Origin of the sequence: Limosilactobacillus ingluviei DSM 15946, assembly GCF_001435775.1 — a bacterium.
GTDB lineage: Bacteria > Bacillota > Bacilli > Lactobacillales > Lactobacillaceae > Limosilactobacillus > Limosilactobacillus ingluviei.
This window is the reverse complement of record NZ_AZFK01000065.1, coordinates 1-522: the sequence shown is the minus strand read 5'-3', so window position 1 is coordinate 522 and position 522 is coordinate 1. Positions and strand designations below refer to the sequence as shown.

The following is a 522-nucleotide window of genomic DNA, read 5'->3' as shown; positions in this document are numbered from 1 at the left end:
GCTTCGCCGCTATGCGGCGAAACAGCCAACAATTGTATTAATGGATCGTGGATATGAAGGATTTAACGTTTTTGAATCTTGTAATCGGTTAGGACTCAACTACATTATTCGAGGCCGAGCAAAGGCAATCAAGGAGGTTCGACAATTACCTGATGCAGAGTGCGATCGTGATTACAAATGTATTGTCACTACTGCTTCCTCCACCAAACGTATACTACGATCTAAAGGAGTAGATGTTCACTATATCAATCCCAATCGTCCCTCCCGAAATAAAGCTTTATCAAAAAGTGCTCAAGAACATAATTGGGAATTTGGCCCAGTGTGTCCTGTTAAGTTCCGAATTTGTAAATTTAAAGCATACGATCATAAACGTAAACGTTTTACATGGGAAATCTTAATTACAAATTTGGATCGTCACTATTTTCCGCTCGAACAAATCAAAGCCCTGTATCAATTACGTTGGGGCATCGAAACTTGTTTTCGGAGCTTGAAGTACGATTTGAGTGGCATCTATTTTCACTC

1 protein-coding gene is annotated in these 522 nt (G+C 39.8%); it reads left to right on the top strand.

Annotated elements, in window-relative coordinates; all coding sequences use genetic code 11:
- Nucleotides 1–522: transposase (locus tag FC43_RS10890; RefSeq protein ID WP_156648340.1), on the top strand; the 522-nt coding region annotated here is incomplete at both ends.